Origin of the sequence: Thalassospira sp. MIT1004 (genome assembly GCF_001858545.1) — a bacterium.
In the GTDB taxonomy this organism is placed as follows: Bacteria; Pseudomonadota; Alphaproteobacteria; order Rhodospirillales; family Thalassospiraceae; genus Thalassospira; species Thalassospira xiamenensis.
On sequence record NZ_MCAO01000047.1, the window covers coordinates 99,481 to 118,883 of the forward strand.

The 19,403-nt window shown below is 54.4% G+C and carries 20 protein-coding genes and 2 tRNA genes; 12 read left to right on the top strand and 10 right to left on the bottom strand.

The genetic code is table 11. The annotated features are described in order from the left end of the window. Window positions 1-66: 66 nt before the first annotated feature. Genes BC440_RS21545 through BC440_RS21555 form a run of 3 tightly spaced genes read right to left on the bottom strand, consistent with a single transcriptional unit; the run spans window position 67 to window position 2,172 of the window. Window positions 67-870, bottom strand: a complete 804-nt coding sequence (locus tag BC440_RS21545) for a metal ABC transporter permease (RefSeq protein ID WP_247643639.1) — start codon at window positions 868-870, stop codon at window positions 67-69. Beyond that, the gene (gene znuC / locus BC440_RS21550; protein WP_071241345.1) at window positions 867-1,715 is read right to left on the bottom strand and encodes a zinc ABC transporter ATP-binding protein ZnuC; all 849 of its coding nucleotides are present in this window, start codon (window positions 1,713-1,715) and stop codon (window positions 867-869) included. The genes BC440_RS21545 and znuC overlap by 4 nt, the downstream gene beginning before the upstream one ends. Continuing rightward, complete coding sequence (locus BC440_RS21555) at window positions 1,696-2,172, bottom strand: Fur family transcriptional regulator (RefSeq protein WP_051682109.1); 477 nt, start codon at window positions 2,170-2,172, stop codon at window positions 1,696-1,698. The genes znuC and BC440_RS21555 overlap by 20 nt, the downstream gene beginning before the upstream one ends. A gap of 134 nt (window positions 2,173-2,306) precedes the next feature. On the opposite strand from BC440_RS21555, the gene hisI reads away from it, so the two are divergent. The 7 genes from hisI (at window position 2,307) to BC440_RS21590 (ending at window position 7,328) form a co-directional block, all read left to right on the top strand. Further along, complete coding sequence (hisI, locus tag BC440_RS21560; RefSeq protein ID WP_071241346.1) at window positions 2,307-2,726, top strand: phosphoribosyl-AMP cyclohydrolase; 420 nt, start codon at window positions 2,307-2,309, stop codon at window positions 2,724-2,726. Window positions 2,727-2,735: 9 nt separating this feature from the next. Beyond that, window positions 2,736-3,863 carry a GTP-binding protein gene (locus BC440_RS21565; protein WP_071241347.1) on the top strand — a complete coding sequence of 376 codons (1,128 nt, stop codon included), beginning with the start codon at window positions 2,736-2,738 and terminating at the stop codon, window positions 3,861-3,863. Between the two features lie 312 nt (window positions 3,864-4,175). Continuing rightward, a complete protein-coding gene (locus BC440_RS21570; RefSeq protein WP_071241348.1) occupies window positions 4,176-5,006 on the top strand; it encodes an aldo/keto reductase in 831 nt (276 codons plus the stop codon). A 180-nt stretch (window positions 5,007-5,186) separates the two neighbouring features. Beyond that, a complete protein-coding gene (locus BC440_RS21575; RefSeq protein ID WP_071241349.1) occupies window positions 5,187-5,825 on the top strand; it encodes a YitT family protein in 639 nt (212 codons plus the stop codon). A 176-nt stretch (window positions 5,826-6,001) separates the two neighbouring features. Further along, window positions 6,002-6,250 carry a type II toxin-antitoxin system RelE/ParE family toxin gene (locus BC440_RS21580; protein WP_071241350.1) on the top strand — a complete coding sequence of 83 codons (249 nt, stop codon included), beginning with the start codon at window positions 6,002-6,004 and terminating at the stop codon, window positions 6,248-6,250. Between the two features lie 43 nt (window positions 6,251-6,293). Next, entirely contained in the window at window positions 6,294-6,737 is a 444-nt protein-coding gene (locus tag BC440_RS21585; RefSeq protein WP_083379472.1) for a helix-turn-helix transcriptional regulator, read from the top strand. Between the two features lie 3 nt (window positions 6,738-6,740). Beyond that, complete coding sequence (locus BC440_RS21590) at window positions 6,741-7,328, top strand: hypothetical protein (protein ID WP_071241351.1); 588 nt, start codon at window positions 6,741-6,743, stop codon at window positions 7,326-7,328. Window positions 7,329-8,264: 936 nt separating this feature from the next. Here the strand turns inward: BC440_RS21590 and BC440_RS21600 are convergent. The 5 genes from BC440_RS21600 to BC440_RS21620 form a co-directional block, all read right to left on the bottom strand. Then, window positions 8,265-8,341, bottom strand: a tRNA-Arg gene (locus BC440_RS21600). A 145-nt stretch (window positions 8,342-8,486) separates the two neighbouring features. Continuing rightward, window positions 8,487-8,780 (bottom strand): ETC complex I subunit, encoded by a 294-nt coding sequence (locus BC440_RS21605; protein WP_062951849.1) that lies wholly within the window; start codon window positions 8,778-8,780, stop codon window positions 8,487-8,489. 127 nt (window positions 8,781-8,907) lie between these two features. After that, window positions 8,908-8,984, bottom strand: a tRNA-Pro gene (locus tag BC440_RS21610). Between the two features lie 184 nt (window positions 8,985-9,168). Then, a complete protein-coding gene (locus BC440_RS21615; protein ID WP_007090044.1) occupies window positions 9,169-9,615 on the bottom strand; it encodes a DUF192 domain-containing protein in 447 nt (148 codons plus the stop codon). Beyond that, window positions 9,612-10,772, bottom strand: coding sequence for an acetoin utilization protein AcuC (locus tag BC440_RS21620; RefSeq protein WP_071241353.1), 1,161 nt, complete (start codon window positions 10,770-10,772; stop codon window positions 9,612-9,614). The genes BC440_RS21615 and BC440_RS21620 overlap by 4 nt, the downstream gene beginning before the upstream one ends. Before the next feature lie 151 nt (window positions 10,773-10,923). Here BC440_RS21620 and BC440_RS21625 point away from each other — a divergent pair, with 151 nt between their 5' ends. Both BC440_RS21625 and BC440_RS21630 read left to right on the top strand, forming a co-directional pair. After that, window positions 10,924-11,229, top strand: a complete 306-nt coding sequence (locus tag BC440_RS21625; protein ID WP_007090046.1) for a DUF6506 family protein — start codon at window positions 10,924-10,926, stop codon at window positions 11,227-11,229. 45 nt (window positions 11,230-11,274) lie between these two features. After that, window positions 11,275-12,351: an alpha/beta hydrolase gene (locus tag BC440_RS21630; protein WP_071241354.1), complete on the top strand. Its 1,077-nt coding sequence runs from the start codon at window positions 11,275-11,277 to the stop codon at window positions 12,349-12,351. A gap of 35 nt (window positions 12,352-12,386) precedes the next feature. On the opposite strand, the gene BC440_RS21635 is transcribed toward BC440_RS21630, so the two are convergent. Continuing rightward, window positions 12,387-12,983, bottom strand: a complete 597-nt coding sequence (locus BC440_RS21635) for a GNAT family N-acetyltransferase (RefSeq protein ID WP_071241355.1) — start codon at window positions 12,981-12,983, stop codon at window positions 12,387-12,389. Window positions 12,984-13,303: 320 nt separating this feature from the next. After that, on the bottom strand, window positions 13,304-14,449 hold the full coding sequence (locus BC440_RS21640) for a citrate/2-methylcitrate synthase (protein WP_071241356.1): 1,146 nt from the start codon (window positions 14,447-14,449) through the stop codon (window positions 13,304-13,306). 101 nt (window positions 14,450-14,550) lie between these two features. On the opposite strand from BC440_RS21640, the gene BC440_RS21645 reads away from it, so the two are divergent. The 3 genes from BC440_RS21645 (at window position 14,551) to BC440_RS21655 (ending at window position 18,467) form a co-directional block, all read left to right on the top strand. After that, window positions 14,551-15,957, top strand: a complete 1,407-nt coding sequence (locus tag BC440_RS21645; protein WP_071241357.1) for a CoA transferase — start codon at window positions 14,551-14,553, stop codon at window positions 15,955-15,957. Between the two features lie 115 nt (window positions 15,958-16,072). Then, window positions 16,073-17,722 (top strand): RNA-directed DNA polymerase, encoded by a 1,650-nt coding sequence (locus BC440_RS21650; RefSeq protein WP_071241358.1) that lies wholly within the window; start codon window positions 16,073-16,075, stop codon window positions 17,720-17,722. Next, the gene (locus BC440_RS21655; protein WP_071241359.1) at window positions 17,715-18,467 is read left to right on the top strand and encodes a hypothetical protein; all 753 of its coding nucleotides are present in this window, start codon (window positions 17,715-17,717) and stop codon (window positions 18,465-18,467) included. The genes BC440_RS21650 and BC440_RS21655 overlap by 8 nt, the downstream gene beginning before the upstream one ends. The last annotated feature ends 936 nt before the right edge of the window (window positions 18,468-19,403 follow it).

Sequence of the window (19,403 nt, forward strand, 5' to 3'; positions counted from 1 at the left end):
GTTTCATTTAAAACTGCGCGTTTTCGAGCACGCTTAGCGCGCAATCCAAACATTACCGATACCGGGTTATCCCCGCAAACGGCGAATCACGGGGGATGCCATCCCGACCAGCAGGAACAACCCCGCCGCCGAAATCACGATGCTTGGCCCGGCCGGGCTATCGACATGCCATGAAAGACTGATCCCGGCCATAACCGACGCCGCCCCAAACAGGGCCGCACCAATCGCCATCTGTTCGGGTGTTCTGGCAAAAAACCTGGCACTGGCCGCCGGCACAATCAAAAGGGCCGTGATCAGAAGAACCCCGACAATCTTGATCGCCATGCCAATCACAAGCGCCATCAGCAGCATGAAAACCAGACGCAGCCGTTCGACAGGAATGCTTTCGGCTGCGGCAATTTCCGGGCTGACGGTCAGTGCCAGCAACGGCCGCCACATCCAGACAAGAACCGCCAGTGCCAATCCACCGCCCAGCCCCAAAAGCCAGATATCGGTAACATTGACCGCCAGAATATCGCCAAACAGATAGGCCATCAGATCAACCGCAATCCCCTGCACAAAGGCAAGGGCGACCATGCCTAGCGCCAGTGTCGAATGCGCCAGCATCCCCAGAACCGTATCGCTGCCAAGGCGGCTTTGGCGTTGCCCGATGGCAAGGATAAGGGCTGCGGCAAGGCAGGTGGCAATCATCCCGATCCGGACATCCACCCCCATCAAAAGTCCAAGTGCAACGCCCAGCAACGCCGAATGCGCCAGCGTATCGCCAAAAAACGCCATCCGTCGCCAGACGATAAATGCCCCGAACGGCCCGCAGACAAATGCCAGCAAAATTCCGCCGATCACGGCACGGGTCAGAAAATCATCCATCATTCCGGCCGCCATATCCGATCTTTTTCGTCGATTTCTTCTTCATGATGATGTCCATGCGCGCAACCCGGTCCATGTACGTGCCCATGACCATGATGATGATCATGCCCGCCATCAACAATATGCCCGGCAAGGTCATGTTCGTGATCATGCGCATGGGTATAAATGCCAATCGCATCCGCCGCCTGATTGCCAAACAACGACCGGTATTCAGGATGCTGGCGCACGGTTTCAGGGATCCCGGAACAACAGACATGCCGGTTAAAGCACACCACCTGATCGGTTTTTGCCATCACCAGATGCAGATCATGCGAAATCATCAAAACCGCACAATTAAGCTCGGCCCGGATATCATCGATCAGGCGGTAAAGTTCTGCCTGCCCGGTCACATCAACCCCTTGGGTCGGCTCGTCAAGCACCAGCAATTCCGGGCGCAGCAACAAGGTCCGCGCCAGCATCACGCGCTGCGTCTCGCCCCCCGAAAGGCTGCTCATCTGAGTATCGATCACATGGCTGGCACCGACCTGTTCCAGAACCTTCTGGCAGTCGCTGCGCGATGCGGAACGGGTGAGTGTCAGGAACCGCTTCACCGTCATCGGCAAAACCTGATCAATCGCAAGCTTTTGGGGCACATAGCCGATGCGAAGACCCGGTTTGCGGATGACTTCGCCCTGATCGGCGCGCTGAAGCCCCAGAAGCGTCTTGACCAGTGTGGATTTACCCGCCCCGTTCGGCCCGATCAGGGTCATGATCTCGCCCGCCATGATCGAAAGCGACACGTTATCAAGCACCCGTTCACTGCCAAACGAAAGGATCAGCCCCCGCCCCTCAATGAGTGGTGCAGTCATGGCACAGGCCCTTGATTTCAACAGTGGTGGCTTCGATTTTAAATCCGACCTGCCTTGCCGCCTTTCGAACCGCGATGCTCACATCCTCATCCACCGTTTCGGCAACCCGGCCACATCGGGTGCAAATGAAATACTGCCCCAGATGATCGCAATCAGGCTGATCACACCCGAAATAGGCATTAAGCGACTCAATACGATGCACCAGCCCAAGGTCGGTCAGGAATTCCAGCGCCCGATACACGGTGGGCGGCTGCACCCGCTGCCCTTCAGCCTGCAGCGCATCAAGCAGCTCATAGGCGGTAACCGCCTTGTGCGATTGCCAGATCAGGCTGAACACCTTGCGGCGCATATCGGTAAAACGCGCATTTTCCGCCTCGCAGACTTTCTCTGCCTGCGCGATTGCGCTATCGATACATCTGTCGTGATCGTGGCCCTTTTTCGGGAAAAGATCGGTCATGTCTCACATCCGAGGTCACGCCGGGCCTTTTGCATTAATCTGCAAAAAGCCATGGCACAGGGTGATATGTTATAATATATCATTTCTTGACGCGACTGCCGCGAAAAGTCAACAACCATCGACCGGAGCTTTCGATGACCGAGACCACAAAAGCCGCCAATGCCCAGAATGCGAATATTGCCGACAAACTGAAATTCAATGAAAGCGGCCTGATCCCGGCAATCGCCCAGCAGCATGACAGCGGCGAGGTTCTGATGATGGCCTGGATGAACCGCGATGCGGTGATCGAAACGCTTGAAACCGGCCGGGTCTGCTATTACTCGCGCTCGCGCGGCAAGCTCTGGCGCAAGGGTGAAAGCTCCGGCCAGGTGCAGAAACTGATCGATTTCCGCTATGACTGCGATCAGGACACGGTTCTGATACAGGTCGATCAGCTTGGCGTTGCCTGCCACACCGGGCGTCGCAACTGTTTCTATTTCGCCGCTCGCGATGGCGAGGAAGTGGTGATTTCCCAACCCGAAATCGCCGTCGAAGACCTTTACGGCAAAAAGTAAGCATCAGACATGGCGATTTCCGACGAACAGTTTGACCGCGTTGCCACCACCGTCATCACCGGCTTCCTTGGCAGTGGCAAAACAACGCTTCTAAACGCCCTTCTCGCACAGGACGGCATGGCAAAAACCGCCGTTCTGATCAATGAATTTGGCGAAATCGGGCTTGATCACCTTCTGGTGCGCGAGGTGTCCGAGGATGTCGTGCTGCTGAATTCCGGCTGCATCTGCTGTTCGGTGCGCGGCGATCTGATTTCGGGCTTGCGCGATCTGTTTGTCAAACGCACCCGTGGCGAGGTACCGGAATTCGACCGGGTCATCATCGAAACCACCGGCTTGGCCGACCCGGCCCCGATCCTGCATACCCTGATGACCGATCCGTTGCTGACGGCCAAATTCCGCCTTGATAGCGTGGTCACTACCGTCGATGCCCTGCATGGCGCGGGGCAGCTTGATGACCATCCCGAAAGTGTAAAGCAATCCGCCGTTGCCGACCGCATCCTGATCACCAAATCCGATCTGGCCAACGCCGAAACGCGCGAACGCCTTGAAACCCGCCTGCGGCAGCTTAACCCGGCCGCCCCGATCCATGCCGTCACCATGGGCGATATTGACCCGGCTAAGCTGTTCAATGCCGGACTGTATGACCCGGCGACCAAAAGCATGGATGTGCAGAAATGGCTGCGCGACGAGGCGTATGAACAGCACGGCGACGATCACCACGACGGGCATGATCACGCGCATGACCATCATGACCACGATCACGGCCATGATCACCACCACCACGCGCATTCCCATGACGTCAACCGGCATGACGACCATATCCGGTCCTTCTGCATCACCTTTGACGAACCGCTGCATTGGGATGCGTTTGTCACCTGGGCGGAAATCTTCACCCAGATGCGCGGCGAAAGCCTTTTGCGCGTCAAGGGCATCCTGAATCTGGTGGGTGAAAGCAACCCGGTTGCGATCCATGCCGTGCAGCATGTTTTTCATCCGCCCGCCACCCTGCCCGCATGGCCTGACGAGGATCGCCGATCAAAAATCGTCTTCATCACCAAGGATCTCGGCCCGCAGGTGATCCGGGAATCGCTCTATCACCTGAATGCCGCCGTCTCGGAAACGACTGAGAACACCTGAAATCTTTCGGCATTTGAGCCACATCAAGGCATTCAACCCGAAATTGGATCAGATTGGGTCTTGGCTTGATACAGCCTCACTCTAAGTCCTGAACTTCGGGCGATCCCACATGTGGTGATCGCCCTTTTTCTTGCCGTTTTTCATCGGCATTCTATCCCCTCGCCAAACCGAAGGACAGCATCCACCATCCAACCGTACAGGTTGCGCTGCTGTTGCGCTGCACTAAATCTGGCGCAGGTTGGCAAAGCTGTCCTCAGTTTTCCGAAACTCTCAAAACAATCAATCAAATCAAATCGAAGGGGGTAGAACATCATGATTTTCCGGAACTGGCAGGGTACGAAAATCCCCGCACTTGGCTTTGGAACATACGAGCTCGATAACGCAAGTGCTGAACATATGGTGGCCGAAGCCGCCAAGATCGGTTACCGCCATTTCGATACCGCCCAGATGTATCATAACGAGGAAGGGGTTGGCCGCGGGCTCAAGGCATCCGGCCTTTCACGTGATGACTACTTCCTCACCACCAAAATCTGGGCCGACAATTTCCAAAGCGGCGATCTGCAAACCTCCGTGGTCGAAAGCCTGCGCAAGCTTGATCTCGACCATGTCGATCTTTTGCTGCTCCATTGGCCCAATGATGACATTCCGCTGCGCGAAACCATCGCGGCGCTGAACGAGGTCAAAAACCTCGGCATGACGCACCTGATCGGGATTTCCAACTTCCCGACCGCCCTGATCGAACGCGCCGTCGGCCACAGCAACCTTCCCCTTGCCGTCAATCAGGTCGAATATCACCCCTATCTTGACCAGTCCAAGGTGCTTGAATGCGTGCGCAGCCATGACATGCTGCTGACCGCCTATTGCCCGCTGGCACGTGCCAAGGTGATGAATGACGAAACGCTGGTTGCCATCGGCAAGGCCTATGGCAAATCACCGGCACAGGTCACCTTGCGCTGGCTGCTGCAACAGGATGGCGTCATGGCGATCCCCAAATCCGGCTCGCCCAAAAACGCCAAGGCCAATTTCGATATCTTTGATTTCGAACTCTCGGATTCCGACATCGCCGACATCAACGAACTCGCCCGGCCCGACGGCCGCCTGATCGACCCGGAATTCGCCCCCGAATGGGATCAGGCCGCCTGAACCAGCGGCATAACGCATAAAACCATCAAGACCGGCCCCCGACAGGCCGGTCTTTTGCGTTAAATCCCCCCGCCCTGCCAAAAACCATCATATTGCCCTCGCTATCCACCCCCGGCTTGTTTCGCACATGCGAAAAGCGTAATTTGATAGCCTGTTCAATCCGTAACCGGCGATTCCTTCATGACCAGCACCACAACCCACACCGCCGAAACCACCAAACCCGATCTCGGCCACCGCCTGTACGAGGATGTGCTGGCCCTTCTGCTCGGCACCATGGTCGTATCGCTCGGTGTGATGCTCTATAGCGAAAGCGTGCTGGTCACCGGCAGCACGGCGGGCGCGGCCCTTCTGATCGAACATGCCACCGGCATCGGGTTTGGCGTGATCTTCTTTGCGATCAATCTGCCCTTTTACGGGCTGGCCTTCAAACGCATGGGGCTTGCTTTCACGATCAAGACCTTCATCGCGGTCGGGCTTGTCTCGCTGTTTTCAAAACTGATGCCGATGTGGATCGATTTCTCGATGCTCAACCCGATCTTCGCCGCGATTGCTGGCGGTGCGCTGATGGGGATCGGCCTTCTGATGCTGTTTCGCCACCGTGCCGGCTTGGGCGGGATCAATATCCTTGCCCTGTATCTGCAAGAACATTTCGGCATCCGCGCGGGCTATTTCCAGCTCACCGTCGATCTGGTCATCCTCGCCTGCGCCTTCCTGACCCTGCCGTTTGACAAGGTCCTGCTCTCGATCCTTGGTGCGGTCGTGCTCAACCTGATCATCGCACTCAACCACCGCCCGGGCCGCTACCTCGCTGCGCGATAACCCGTTCAAACGCCGTATTACTGATATTTCCGCCAAGCATCAAAGTAGCTTTGCTGGTTTTGGGCTTCTTGGCCATCGCACTGACAGATCAAACAAAAAGTTTTGTTTTGTTCGATTTTTATTTGCCGAATGCAAAACTATTAGTTATATATAGTTGCCTCACAACAAGGCGGACGATGCTGAAAATCGAAATCAAAAAGCAGGCAAGCAAAGAGCTGAAACGCATTCAGCCAAAGACGCGCCAGCGCATCCTTGACGCGATTGAAAAGCTGGCAGAAAACCCGGCCCGCACTGATCTCGATATCAAACCCCTGACCGGTAGCAACTTCCACCGGATGCGGGTTGGCGAATACCGGGTGATCTTTGATCAGGATGGCGTGATCCTGAATATCGAACGCATCGCGCCACGGGGTTCGGTCTACTAGACCGGCCCGGCACGCCAACGCCACCAAACAGGAACACAGCACCATGGGCACCGAAACCAAACACACCGGACACAACACGCGCTGGCATGTCGTGCGCGATGCACAGATGAACCCGGTTTCCGTTGTGATGGCCTTTGATGACTTCAAGGCCGCATTCCCCCGCGAAGCCGCCAGCGTCCTCGCCGACAGCGAAGCCGCCGAGGACGCGGAACTGATCCGCCTTGCCGGTGAAGTCAAAGACGATGAGAGTTTCCCGTTCGAGATCGTCAAACGCCTTTCCAACGGGGAAAACCCGGTCAAGGTTTACCGCGAACATCGCGACATGACCCAACCGCAACTCGCCGAACGGGCAGACGTTTCAACCAACTATATCAGCATGATCGAAACCGGCAAAAAGAATGCCTCGCGCAAACTGCAAGCCAAACTGGCCGGCATCCTTGGCGTCGATTATGACGATCTGGAAACATGGACCGTGGATGGGAACTAAGACATGAATCTGCGCAAGCTTGAGGATGTCATTCCGCTGATTAGCACGACAATCGGGGGATTTACGATTGGTGTTCTCGCCCGCAATGGCTGGGTCGATTGGACAGGTGAAACGTTGGTTGCTGGCGCTCTTGGGCTCGCAGGCGGTTGGCTCGCCTACAAGGCTGCAACCGATCACCGACGAGCGACGGAAAACCGGAACGAGTACATTTTTCAGGCCAACCACATGAGCGATTTGTGGAAGGCACAGAAGAAAACCGAACAAATGCTGACAAAAGACTACGGAGACAGAATCATTTTGGGTGCGGACGTCAACCTTGAGGCGATCATCAAACTCGTAGACAAAGCAGCTCGGTTTCCAAGCCCCCTTCCACCGGAACTTTCTCATGAGCTGGAAACACTTTGCGGGATAATCCCCTATCTTCACGAAGCGAACAACAGCATTTCTGGCGTTTACAACAGTTCTGGCGATTTCACAGGCATCAAAGTTGACAATCCGGACGTCCTAAGAATGCTGCTCGCAATACTGAGCAACAACCTTAAAGCTATTGAAACGCATTTTTTCAGTAAAATACTGTCGGAAATTCATTAAGCTTCCCCAAAATCATGTAGTTGAAATCGGCCCCCATCAAAAACGGAGCTGCCCCTTTCTATTTGTTTTTTATTCGCGGCCTCCAAAATCACGCTCGCAGCCAGTTGCATCAAAATGGCGAACTAGCAGCGATGGCGATCGGAAAGCCGCGTCATGTCGGCCACCACGCGCCGAGACCCCTCAATGAGCTCTCGGAAACTTAATGCAAGACGTAGTTACTTCAAAAAAAACAACATTTCCGATTTGTTCTGTGCGACGATTTTAGTATCGGGAGATTTGCCCCGACAACCTAACCAGAACACGAACACAGCAACTTCTTGGAAAAGCCCAGATGAACAGAGACTTTACATACTGGACAATCTACCTTGTGACTCTTGCCACAATCTTGCTCTCAGCATACTTCAGCACCACAACAACCTACGACGCCTGCCTTAATCCAGATAGCCTTGAACTCGGACTCCAAAACTCAAGTAGCATCCTCGGTTATTCCAGAAACAATTCCTTTGGGACGAATGAACCGAACATCTTTCAAAAAGCAGGGTGCGGCGCAAAGTCCCTCGGTTCCCTGTGGTGGCTTCTGATAGTCGGTCCCATTTGGTTCTTCATCATGAAGCGATTGCGGCGCTGGCGTGATTATGGAATTTGACAAAGAAGCGTCAGCCATACCGCCACCCCGCATAGGCGGGGGTGGCGGGTTCAATACCGTCTTCATACGTTAAGATGTTTTGTGAAGCAGGCTCGCAATTGTCCTCGTCCACGCAGACATGCTAAAGCTTCCCCAACGAAAACGCTATTGTCTTCGGGGAGAAGATCAAACCCGCTATCGTATCGGAATAGACAAATTAATCCAAGTTGATCAATCGCACTGAGTGTCTAACCTCAAAATTGGTTAGTCCAAGCTTAGCGGTTAATTAATTGGGAAACATATAGAAATAATGGCGATCCCTGCAGGACTCGAACCTGCAACCTACAGATTAGAAGTCTGTTGCTCTATCCAGTTGAGCTAAGGGACCGCTGTGGGGGCCGGTTGGTGCCCCGGGGCAAAGCATTGGACGCCTGCCCGGCATGATATCTTTTCAGTCTTTAACGTCTTCTGTCAGACGAACGGGGCGGAAACCGCCCCGATGATGGTGATCGACCGCCTTGATGGCCGAAAGATCAGACGACGCGTTTGAACGCGAAGTTGTCGGCATAGGCCTGCACCCGGCGGACGCGCGATTTCGGCTGTTCGATATCGGCAATCAGCTTGTGACGGGCGGCAAATGCCTGTGCTTCCTCAAGGGTATCGAAATACATGCGCACCTGGCCACGGGTATCGGTCGAACCGATCCAGCCCATAAGCTGATCAGCAACCTTCTTTGCACCCGGTTCAAATTCCATCACCCAGTGTTTGGTCGCCGCACGACCGGACTGCATGGCGTTTTTGGCAGGTTTGTAAACACGGACCTTCATCGGGACCCTCGTCTTGACCGTCGGATAAGATGACATGAATGCGGGGCTCTCTAACACCCGCTGTCTCGTCATCTTTTACACCTTTTGCCGACACATGAAAACGTGTCCGTATGGCAAAAGGGAAAAATGGTCGGGAAGGCGAGATTCGAACTCGCGACCCCCTGCTCCCAAAGCAGGTACGCTACCAGACTGCGCTACTCCCCGACGCGGATGTGGATTTAGCACCATAATTCCGCACGGGCAAGACCGCATTATGCGTTTTTTGCCCGGATCGGAAATAAAATGCAGGCCAAAAACCAAAGGCCGCAGAAATCATCCGCGGCCTTGCTATTGCTGATTGAGGATCGCGTGGCCGCAACGGGCCTGTCACGATTGCTGTTACTATGTCTTAGCGCGGCAGCCCCTCGACCTTCTCGCCAACTTCAAATCCCAACCGGTCGGCCGAACCGCCATTAAGTTCCAGAACAAAGCGCACCGGCTTTGGCCCCGGAATGATGGTTTCGGATTTCGGCACCGTGCGTTTTTCAATCCCGACAATCACGCCATTCTTGTCGATAAACAGCATATCAAGCGAGATGAAGGTATTCTTCATCCACATTGAAATGTCGCTGGCGCGGCCAAAATCAAACAGCATCCCGGCATCTTCGGCCATTTCGGTGCGGAACATCAATCCGCGGGACCGTTCATCGGGCGTTACCGCCATTTCAACATTGAAAACCTTGCCATCCACCAGCAGGCGCGATCGTTCAAACCCTGTTGCCTTTGCATTCAGCCCCGCCATCACGGCAGCACTGATAAAGCAAACGACCAAGGTCATTTGAATGAACGACTTCATAACCCATACCCCTTCAGTCTTTGGACGCGTGTCCTGACTTCGTCACGTATGTCCCCGCCGCGCCACGGATCTTTAATGCTGGTCAGCATTTTTTCGTCCGGCTGCTTTCCACGGCTATGCGTCCATTTTACGGCACGCAGGATATTTTCCGCTGTGATGGTTAACACAGGTGGTATTTCGATTTCGTTTACAACCGCCCACACCCCGGACCAACAGCGCGCAACCCCATAAGGGTTATATCCTCCGCCCCCCAGTACCAGACACCTGGGTGCCATTTTGATCATGGCCCCGACCACGTCCCAAATGGCCTGATTGCCAAGCATCTGTCTGGATAATGGATCTTCTGCTAATATATCACATCCACATTGCAAAACAATGGCTTGTGGTGAGAACTTCTGCGCAAGCGGCATGAAATATTCATGAAGGACATAACGCATCTCGTCATCATGCATGCCACTTGGCATCGGCAGGTTCCGCGCCATTCCCCCGGCGACATCATCAATCGTCCCGGTGCGCGGCCATAACCCTTCTTCATGCATCGAAACCGTCAAAACACGGTCATCATCGGCAAAGGCAATCTGCACACCATCCCCGTGATGGGCATCAATATCAAGGTAAAGCACCCGATCCATCCCCGAATCGAGCAGTTCAAGAATGCCCAGAACCGGGTCATTGAAGTAGCAAAACCCCGATGCCCGATCACGCAATCCATGATGCGTGCCCCCTGCCGGATGATGGATGATTCCGCCATCGGCAATCAGCCGGGCCGCCATGATCGATGATCCGGCCGCCGTCGCCGGACGCCGGAAAATTTCCGGATAGATCGGATTGCCGTTTTTACCCAACCCGTATCTGACCATCATGTCATCGGGCAACATCTGGTCACGTTCGGCCTGTGCCACGGCGGCGATATAGTCGGGATCGTGAAACCGCGCCAGTTGTGCCGGCGTCGCCACCGGCCCGGTCAGGTAACTATCCCCATCGACCCAACCCATCGCATGCACCATATCCACCACCAGCGACACCCGCGGGATCGACAGGGGGTGTTTGGGCCCGTAACTCGACCCGCGATAAATCTCGGCCGCAATCATGCGCGGACGAATATCGTGGCGGCGATGATCGGGATAATTCAGAACAGGTTCATCAGATGGCATCATGACCGATCATGCTTCATTCGGGCTGGGCTCATTCGGGCATCGCAGGATTGACGCGCAAACGCATCCGCGTAACTCTGCTCCCGGAACACTTTCTCTTTTCTTAAACGTCTCTTTTCTTAAACGCCCTTTTAATTAAACGACAGGCCGCCCCATGCCGATCAAAAACTATGCCTTTCTGATCAAGGCCGACGGATACCCGGTACGTGGCACACAAACCACCCTGCCCGGCGATGGCTTCACCACCCATATCTTTGCCGCGTCAAATATCGCGGCCCTGATCGTTGCGGCGCAAAACTTTGCCCAAAACGGGATAGAGGTCATTGAAACCTGTGGCGGTTTTTCCGATACGGATTTTGATGCGGTCAAAAACGCACTTGATGGCCGCGTCGCCCTTGGCCGGGTCACGTTTGACGCCGCCAATCAGGCCCTTCTGACCCGTTTCATGACATCGTCCTGATCGCTCTCAATCCATCGTCATCACCAACCCGTCGGAGCCCCGCCCGTGCCCGGAAAAACGTCAAAACGCCACCGCCTTTTCGCGGGGCTTGCGATCCTGATCATCGTTATTGTCATTTTCGGCGGTTTTGCCCTTTCGGGGCTTGCCGATTTTGATCTTGAAGGCCGCAATATCCGCCTTGTCGAATTTGACGATCACGGCAACCGGCTTTCAGGCACCCTGATCCTGCCCGATGGTGCGGCGGCCAATACCGCCCCGATTGTCATTCTGATCCATGGCGACGGACCGCAGGACCGCTTTTCAAATGACGGTTACCTGCCGCTGATCAACAGCCTGCTTGATGACGGGATCGGTGTGTATAGCTGGGACAAAGCGGGTATTGGCAACAGCACGGGCAACTGGCTTGATCAATCCATAAATGATCGCGCCAACGAGGCGATGTCGGCCTTCGCCGCCCTTCGCAACCTTGATGGCAACGAAAACCGCAAAATCGGTTTTCTGGGGTTTTCGCAGGCCGGCTGGGTCATCCCCGATATCGCCAATCGCCTGCCCGATGCCGCCTTTCACATCCTGATCGGGGCGGCGGTCAATTGGCAGCATCAGGGCACCTATTACATGCGCACGCGCCTCGCGGCCCTTGGCACCCGGCCCGATGAAATCGCCATGCGCATCGAAACTGCGCACAACATGGATAACCGGATTTTTGGCCCCGATAGCACCTATCAGGACTATCTGGCCATCCCCCATGATCAGGAAGTCATGTCACAGGACCGCTATGAATTTGTGAAACGCAATATCGGATCAGACGCCACCGGGCCGCTTGAAACAGTCACGTCGCCCCTGCTTGCCATATGGGGCGAAGATGACCTCAATGTTGATGCGGCTTATAATGCAACGATCTATCGCAAACTTGCCCTGCCCAACAATCGTGCAAACAGGGTCATCACCCTTCCCGATGCGACGCACGGGCTGCTGCGCGCAAGCCTGTTTAATTATCAGCTTGCCGATCAGATGCCCGACATCGTCAAACTGGCCTTTGTCGTGATGGGGCGCCATGCCTATGCCCCGGGCGCGATGGATCACATCACCACCTGGATCAAACAGATCACGCAAAGCCCATAGCCCGGCGCGCTAAAGCGTTTTGTGTTTAATCCGCATCAAACCGGCAACATCATCGTCGTTGCCGTGCGAAACCCGAACAGATGACGAAGCAGGCCAAGCTCCTGCACCTCGCCCGCAACAAAGCCGCATCGTTCATAAAGGGCACGGGCGCGCGGATTGGTATCGATCACGTCAAGCCGCACCTGCGCCAGATCGCGCGCCCGGGCTTCACGTGCAATCGCATCCAGAAGTGCCGTGCCAACGCCTTTGCGGCGCGCATCAGGATCAACAAAAATGCCGTCCATCAACAGACCCCCCTCGGACAGATCCCGTTCAAGAATATCGATCAGAACCCCGCGCCACAGTCCGCCCAACGCGCCATAAATCGCGCAGATATCCGATAGCGTCCCGCCAATAAACGCCCCCGCGGGCGTTTTGAAACCGGCAATGCCAAGCAGATCACCATCGGACGACACCGCACTGATCGCATGTGCCGGATCAACAACCCGTCTCAGGAACTGCAACGCCTTGTCCTCCGGCTTCAACACCGGGGCAAGTTTCTGGCGGAACGCCTGCCAGAAAAGATCAAGTGCCTTGTCGATATGGCCATCTTCGATGCCATGATGAATGGAAAATGTTTGCCGGTCCTGCATCTTTACCTTCCGCGATCCTGTCGATCTGAAAGATAGCCGGACGGCATGATTTCACAAGTTAAGGATGTGATACAGATCACGCGCGTGACCCGCGCTCGGGCTTGCCTGTCCTTAAATGGCGCGCCGCCTGCTGCTGGTCGAAATCATCCCTTTCTGACCTGCCCTCTGGATTCCCGCCTGCGCGGGAATGACAATATTTGCTGCTGAATTTGTTGCGGGCAATCCCCCTTAAACGTCACTCCCGCCCCTCAATCGTCACTCCCGCGAACGCGGGAGTCCATCGCGCCACAGGCTCCATAGCGCAGCAGAACTCCGCCCCCTCACCCGGCCACAGCCGCCCGCGGCCGGATGATCTTCCCGCTTTGGCGCTGCTCGAACAGATGCGCGATCCAGCCTGCCATCCGCCCGACGGCAAAAATGCCAAGCCCGGCACCTTTCGGAAGATCAAGCTGGCGTTCCAGCAACGCCAGCCCGAAATCAAGGCTGGGATATTGCCCGGTTTCATCCGTCACCCGATCCGCAATCCGTGCCCAGAACGCATCACCGACCTGCCCGCAGGATTGCATGATCGCGCGCGTGCGCGGATCGCCATCGGGATAAAGCGGATGCCCGAAACCGGGCGGCACACCATCCTGCACCGGATCAATCTTGCGCCTTTCCACACGGTCCATCCATGCCCGGCAGCGCGGCGTCAACCCGCCATGCCGACTGCCCGATAATGTCGCCAACCCCGCCAGCAACGACGCCGGGATACTCGCGCCTGCCGATGCCGCCACCCGCACCGCATAGGCCGACGCATTTAATTCATGATCGGCACACAGCACAAGTGCACGGCGCAGCAAATCCATGGCCTCCGGTCGTTTTGACCACGCGCGCGCCAGCATCACATGGATCGGACTTTCACCGTCATCACGCACACCTGCCGCCGCCGAGGCTGCAAGCCGCATCAGCTTCGCCGCCACCGGGCGACCATCCCCGGCGGGGTGGTTTGTCACCTCGCCCGCCATCATCGCAATCATCCGGTCAAACGGGGTGGCGTGATTGGCCGGGATGAAATCGGGTGCACAACACCGATCCTGATCGACCCGTAATCCCGCCAGAAGAAGCGCGGCATCTTCAAGTGTCATGGTCTCCGCCAGCCCCACCGCATCCCTGCCGCGATAGAAAAACCGGCCATCGGCAATGCGGGTGATTTTCGACACCAGAATGGGCTCGCCCCAGTCAATCGTCGATGCCGCCACCGATTGCCGTGACCGGCCGCGTTTTTTACCCGCGATGATTTTGCGCACATCGCGATGGTCATACAGGCTTTTGCGCGCATCCCCCGGATGGGCAATGGCGCGCACGATCCCGCGGCTGACATAGGCATAAAGCGTATCACGCGATATGCCGGTCGCCGCACAGACTTCCTGTGCCGACAGCGTGAAAAATGCCGTTTCGTTGATCGGGTCATCAAGATTTTTCATATTGATTATCTTGATCAAGATTGACGATTTGTCCAGCCCCGCGTGATCCTTGGGTGATCTATCCCTCCCGCGCCACCGATGCGGAAAAAGGAGCCACCAGCATGACCGCCATGACCAACAAGCCCAACCCGTTCATCACCCCGATTGCAAATGCCCTTGATCTACCGGGCGGCACAAACGCCCTGCCCGATATCAAAATCACCGGCACGGACGCCCTGCAATCCTTCTTTGCCGTCACCGATCTTGCGACCGCGTCCATCGGCATCGCATCCGCCATGATCTCGCGCTATCGCGGTTTGGCGACTGGCGATCTGGCAGACGTCACCATTAATCAACGGCTGGCATCAAAATGGTTCGATATGACGATCCGCCCGATGGGCTGGGAATTGCCGCCGGTCTGGGATGCGATTGCCGGTGACTATCAAACCGCTGATGGCTGGATACGGCTTCACACCAACGCCCCGCATCACCGCGCCGCTGCCCTGTCGGTTCTGGGCGATTACACCGACCGCGAAGCCCTCGCCCCCATTGTCGCGAACTGGAAATCCGATGACCTCGAAACCGCAATCATTGCGGCGGGCGGCTGTGCCGCCACCATGCGAAGCCTGGGTGACTGGCAATCCCACCCGCAGGGGGCGGCAATTGCGGCCGAACCGCTGATCGGCTGGCAGGATCATGGCACATTCACCAAATCGCGCCACGTTATCCGGCCCGACCGCCCCTTGGCCGGGATTCGCGTGCTTGACCTGACCCGCGTTCTGGCCGGACCCGTCGCCGGGCGGTTTCTGGCGGCCTATGGCGCCGATGTCCTGCGCATCGACCCGCCCCACTGGGACGAGGGGGCGGTGATCCCCGAAGTCACCCTTGGCAAACGCTGTGCCGGGCTTGACCTCAAGAGTGCCGAGGATCGCCAAACATTTGAAAGCCTTCTGGCGGGTGCTGATATCCTGCTGCATGGCTACCGCCCCGATGCCCTGCCGGGTCTTGGCTATGACGCGGACGAACTTCGCCGCATCAATCCCGGCCTGATTGATGTCACACTCTGCGCCTATGGCTGGACCGGCCCGTGGGCCAAGCGGCGCGGCTTTGATAGTTTGGTGCAAATGAGCTGCGGCATCGCCGATTTCGGCATGAAACATGCCGATGCACCAAAGCCAACGCCCCTTCCCGTTCAGGCTCTTGACCACGCCACCGGCTATCTGATGGCGGCAAGTACCGTCCACGCCCTGCAACTCCGCAGCCAGACCGGCCAGATCACCACCGCCCGCCATTCGCTCGCCTGCACCGCCCACCTGCTTTGCCAGACCGCACAACCGACCCGAACCCAATCCATCGCCAATGAAACGGAAAACGACATCGCCCCGCATATCGAAACCACAAACTGGGGCAAGGCCCGGCGCGTTAGGTTTCCGGCCACCATTGAGGGCGTCGCACACGCTTGGGATCACCCGGCAGGGCCTCTAAATCAAAATGAAGCGGCATGGGCCCAAAACCAAATTAACTCATAGCGCACCCAGAAAAACAACCCAAAGGATCATCATTTAATTGACCGTCAGTTAAATAAAACACATGCTTAGGTCACAATAAATTTACTCTAATCACCTCGCGGAAACCTGATCAAAAATGTCAGATGTTAGCTTATCTCATTTCGAACTCGCGATAAGAGAATCAGCGAAATATGGTGACAATGATACGTTGCCATATGATAGGGAATTGACGTTTTTCAGAGAGCATATCAATGAGAGCGCCAATCTCGCGCTCGAATATTTTCAACGCCTAGAAAGTGGTGGAAATAAATTTGCACATAATGAAATTAAAAAACTAGAATTCTTTTCTGAACGGATGCTGGTTGCAACTGGTCCTCACGGCTTCAGGATAGCAACCAAGATTGCTCCATTCTTAAATATTTACTTGAACGCGCTCGGTATTTCGATCGCGGAAAAGCTGGAACCCAAAAGATATTCTAATGCACACTCTTACAGGTTCTTACCGAGTGAGGATACATTATTTGACAAGGAAAGGTCTTGGAAATCATACCGCCAATCAACGCTAGATGACCCAAATTCCTTAGAAGATTCAAATATAATCATTCAAACTGACGTGTCGAGCTTCTACGAACACATATATCACCATCGGTTAGAAAACAGCCTCAGCGATTTATTCTCTGAACACAGCACAATACCAACACAAATAATTAGAATACTTTCTCACCTATCTTCAGGAAGATCATTTGGACTTCCAGTTGGAGGACAGTGCTCACGAATACTTGCAGAATTAATGATGCACTCAATTGACGAGATATTGACTTCTGAAAAAATAATCTGGCATCGGTATGTTGATGATTTCGTTTTAATCACAGAGAATCAGGAAGATGCCTACAAAGCACTATCAACATTATCCCATGCCCTAGCTGATTATGGACTTTCATTAAATCGAAACAAGACCACAATTCTTACCGCAAAACATTACAGAGAATATATTCAGACGCAGTTATTCTCTCACGATGGCGATGCAGGTACCCTGCGTGAAATCGATATATATTTCGACCCTTATTCTGACAAAGCGGAGGACGACTACGAAGAATTAAAGAGCACTGTATCGCAAATAGATATCAAAAGGCTTCTTCTAGATGAGTCGAAAAAAAGTCAATCTGATAGCTATTTAGTCAAGCAAATCAGTAGAACTGTGCAATATCAAAAGCCTGAAGTCGCGGAAGATTTAATAACTACGCTTCTAGATGCTAAAAACATAAATGCATTCAGAGCATCATTCGGAACGATAATGAGAGGCATTTACGCAACGCTAAACAACAAAGAATTCTCTATAATACACAAACATATAAACAAAAAAATTGATGGAGTCATAACAAACTCATCACACCTTCTACTACCAGAATCCAACTGCCTTCATTTTTTAAAATGTTTAACTTTTTCCAAAACAGATATCAGATCACGATTTATTTCTGATCTTTATTCCAAAACAAAATCGGTAGAAATAAGAAAATCTTGCATTAACTGCTGGGGACACTGGAAGGACAGGCCTAAGTTTAATCAACTTAGAAATAGATGGACATCAATGCCACATGAAGAACAAAAAGCATTGTGGATGTCGACCTATTTCTTTAGGGAAGAAGGAGCCCATTTCAGAAAACAAGAAAAAATCAAAGTTATTAACAATTGGACTATTGGGATTAAAACTCCATCAGAAGATGGAAATGAACACTCAAAAGACCCACTAATAGAACATTATCTGGCATGGACAAAAAATGCTTAATCCACGTATGCCAGCAAGAGATCCACGAACTGTCTCACGAGACATTCCCGGCATTATTGACACTGTTTTCCCCCAACTCAACTCTAGCCTTGTTGGGTACTACAACCAAGATTGCGATACTATAGATGAGTGCAAAGCAGTTGACGATGCCAATATAGTTAAAAGCTCCCTATCACGGGCAATGCTATTTGAACTATGCGTCGCTCGGGGAGAAGAATTACTATCTAATCGCATTGAACCCGATTGGGAACAGAACCTTCGCACCGCCGTAAATCGCCAAAGGAAACATTTTGATGCTACAGCTCCTCAGAAAATCGATGCCATTGATAAAAAAATAGCAAACCAAATTGGCCAAAATCTGCATATCGGCCTCAGAATTATTTCTTCCAAAAATCTAAATGATGTCGCGATCTCCCCTAAGATACCTGGCTATAATTGGATATCCAATGGAGTTGGAGATTTTAGCATCAACGACACATTGATTGAAATTAAGTGCACAAATAAAAGATTTTCCGCTTCGGACTATCGGCAAGTAATGATGTATTGGATTCTTAGCTATATAAACGCAATAGAGGGAAACGGATTTGAGTGGAAAAACATTGTATTATTTAATCCTCGCAAAAATATCATCTTAGAACTTCCATTTGACGACCTAATATATTCGTTTGGCAGATGGCGCTCAAAGATAGAACTGGTAGAAACTTTTTCATCCCTAGTTGCGGATGGTATCGGAGAAAGATTCTAGTCAAGAATCAACGGTTGATACCAACTATTAACGTCCTGTCATCTTCAGGGGCCAATCGTGAATTGACCTGGGTTCGGTGTTGCCGGACAGCCCACTGACCGCCCCCGGCATCGCTGCCCGCTCCGGCCCCTTTCGGCAATGCCATGACCATGAAGCCCGGACAAATCTGGGGCCTCCAGCAACCTCCCCAACTGATGCCCGACGGAACACCCACCGGCTCGTGACCCGCTCCGGCCGCGGCGACAACCTGCTCCCCCGACGTTCAGACACAACTCGGGCCGCCGCCAGCCCCGCCAACCGATGGTCCACAGACGGCCCAAAGGCTCGCTGCCCATTTCGGGCTCTTTCGACGATGCCATGACCACCGACCACCGATGCCGGAACAAAACTCGGGCCTCCAGCAACCGTCGCCGACGGCCTCTCATCGGGCTCTCTGCCGCCTCGACGCACCTCGGGCCAAGGCGGCAACCTGCCACCTCGACGTCCAGACACACCTCGGGCCACTGCCATCTTCACCAGCAGACGGTCCAGGGGCTCGCTGCCCACTTCGATCATCTTCCGGCCACGGCAGCAACCTGCTCCCCCGGCGTCCAGACCCACCTCGGGCCTTCGCCATTTTCACCAGCAGACGGATTTCGGGCGCACTGCCCCCAACCTGTCCACCACCGACGGGCCGCAATCCGATGCCGCCACTGCTGCCATTGCTGCCTCTTTCGGCAAATCCGGGGTCCGTTCCCCGACAAGACGCACCTCTCCCGTCATGACAAACAAGCGTGTTAAAAGCGTATTAGAACCGGCGCGGAACGCCGCCGTAATGGCTTCGCCATCCCCCGACCCATATCCTGCGGACCACCCCGCCGCCCTGCCTCAATCCTTGCCGCTGCATCCTGATCCCCTCTTTGATCTGGCCCCAAACGCAAAAACCCGCGAGGCACA

Bases quoted from the DNA above. Each gene is read 5' to 3' on its own strand.
- BC440_RS21570 (WP_071241348.1), top strand. From the start codon at position 4,176: ATGATTTTCCGGAACTGGCAGGGTACGAAAATCCCCGCACTTGGCTTT.
- hisI (WP_071241346.1), top strand. From the start codon at position 2,307: ATGACCGAGACCACAAAAGCCGCCAATGCCCAGAATGCGAATATTGCC.
- BC440_RS21635 (WP_071241355.1), bottom strand. From the start codon at position 12,983: ATGCAGGACCGGCAAACATTTTCCATTCATCATGGCATCGAAGATGGC.
- BC440_RS21625 (WP_007090046.1), top strand. From the start codon at position 10,924: ATGCCGATCAAAAACTATGCCTTTCTGATCAAGGCCGACGGATACCCG.
- BC440_RS21605 (WP_062951849.1), bottom strand. From the start codon at position 8,780: ATGAAGGTCCGTGTTTACAAACCTGCCAAAAACGCCATGCAGTCCGGT.
- BC440_RS21650 (WP_071241358.1), top strand. From the start codon at position 16,073: ATGTCAGATGTTAGCTTATCTCATTTCGAACTCGCGATAAGAGAATCA.
- BC440_RS21545 (WP_247643639.1), bottom strand. From the start codon at position 870: ATGATGGATGATTTTCTGACCCGTGCCGTGATCGGCGGAATTTTGCTG.
- BC440_RS21645 (WP_071241357.1), top strand. From the start codon at position 14,551: ATGACCGCCATGACCAACAAGCCCAACCCGTTCATCACCCCGATTGCA.
- BC440_RS21620 (WP_071241353.1), bottom strand. From the start codon at position 10,772: ATGATGCCATCTGATGAACCTGTTCTGAATTATCCCGATCATCGCCGC.
- BC440_RS21640 (WP_071241356.1), bottom strand. From the start codon at position 14,449: ATGAAAAATCTTGATGACCCGATCAACGAAACGGCATTTTTCACGCTG.
- BC440_RS21565 (WP_071241347.1), top strand. From the start codon at position 2,736: ATGGCGATTTCCGACGAACAGTTTGACCGCGTTGCCACCACCGTCATC.
- BC440_RS21575 (WP_071241349.1), top strand. From the start codon at position 5,187: ATGACCAGCACCACAACCCACACCGCCGAAACCACCAAACCCGATCTC.
- BC440_RS21655 (WP_071241359.1), top strand. From the start codon at position 17,715: ATGCTTAATCCACGTATGCCAGCAAGAGATCCACGAACTGTCTCACGA.
- znuC (WP_071241345.1), bottom strand. From the start codon at position 1,715: ATGACTGCACCACTCATTGAGGGGCGGGGGCTGATCCTTTCGTTTGGC.
- BC440_RS21580 (WP_071241350.1), top strand. From the start codon at position 6,002: ATGCTGAAAATCGAAATCAAAAAGCAGGCAAGCAAAGAGCTGAAACGC.
- BC440_RS21615 (WP_007090044.1), bottom strand. From the start codon at position 9,615: ATGAAGTCGTTCATTCAAATGACCTTGGTCGTTTGCTTTATCAGTGCT.
- BC440_RS21555 (WP_051682109.1), bottom strand. From the start codon at position 2,172: ATGACCGATCTTTTCCCGAAAAAGGGCCACGATCACGACAGATGTATC.
- BC440_RS21590 (WP_071241351.1), top strand. From the start codon at position 6,741: ATGAATCTGCGCAAGCTTGAGGATGTCATTCCGCTGATTAGCACGACA.
- BC440_RS21585 (WP_083379472.1), top strand. From the start codon at position 6,294: ATGGGCACCGAAACCAAACACACCGGACACAACACGCGCTGGCATGTC.